Source organism: Campylobacter majalis (genome assembly GCF_905120465.1).
GTDB classification, from domain to species: Bacteria; Campylobacterota; Campylobacteria; order Campylobacterales; family Campylobacteraceae; genus Campylobacter_A; species Campylobacter_A majalis.
Window position 1 is genome coordinate 1 of the sequence record NZ_CAJHOF010000052.1, and the last position, 694, is coordinate 694.

Below are 694 nucleotides of genomic sequence, written 5' to 3' on the forward strand. Positions count from 1 at the left end.
TTATGACATCTTGTGTTTTTTGATTAATAGCACTCATTGAGCTTGACATCTCTTCAACTGCAGCTGCACTTTCTTGCAAGCTATTTGCTTGAGAATTTGCTCCATCTGTTACTTGCTTCATACTATCAGCTAGTATAGTAGCTTTTTCTTGAAGCACTTCAGATTGTTTTAGATTTGCTTGAAGCATTGTTGTTATAGCATCACCTAAAGCATTTGTTACTCTTTCAACCTCTCCATTAGGATTAGATATCCTAGGGATAAAGTCTGAACGCTGATAGCTATCAAAGACTCTTTGAAGCTCATTTAAATCAGAGCCAACTTTTCTTTGAAGTGTATCAAGCATTTTGTTTAAAACGTTTTTAAGTTCAATTAGTTGAGGATTGGCTGGGTTTTGAGTGATGCGGGCTGTTAAGTCTCCTTTGCCAATTGCATCAGCTGTGGCTACAGATTGAGATACTGCTGATGAGTCTTGCTCTAATCCTTGTTGAATTTTGTTTATGTTTTCGTTTATTAAGCTACCCATTACACCAAATTCATCTTTGGTATTTACTTTAATTACTTCTGGATCTTTTACTTCATGGTTTAAGAATTTAAAGAATGAATTTAATCCATTAGAAATTCCAGATAAAGGACGTAAGAAGTAGTTTATAGCAAATACTAAGATTGCAACTATGATTATGATGAAGAGGATGGA

General features: G+C 34.4%; 1 pseudogene. It reads right to left on the minus strand.

The window, feature by feature from the left end:
* Nucleotides 1-694, minus strand: a pseudogene (locus LQU93_RS09890) (methyl-accepting chemotaxis protein); the annotation flags it as partial.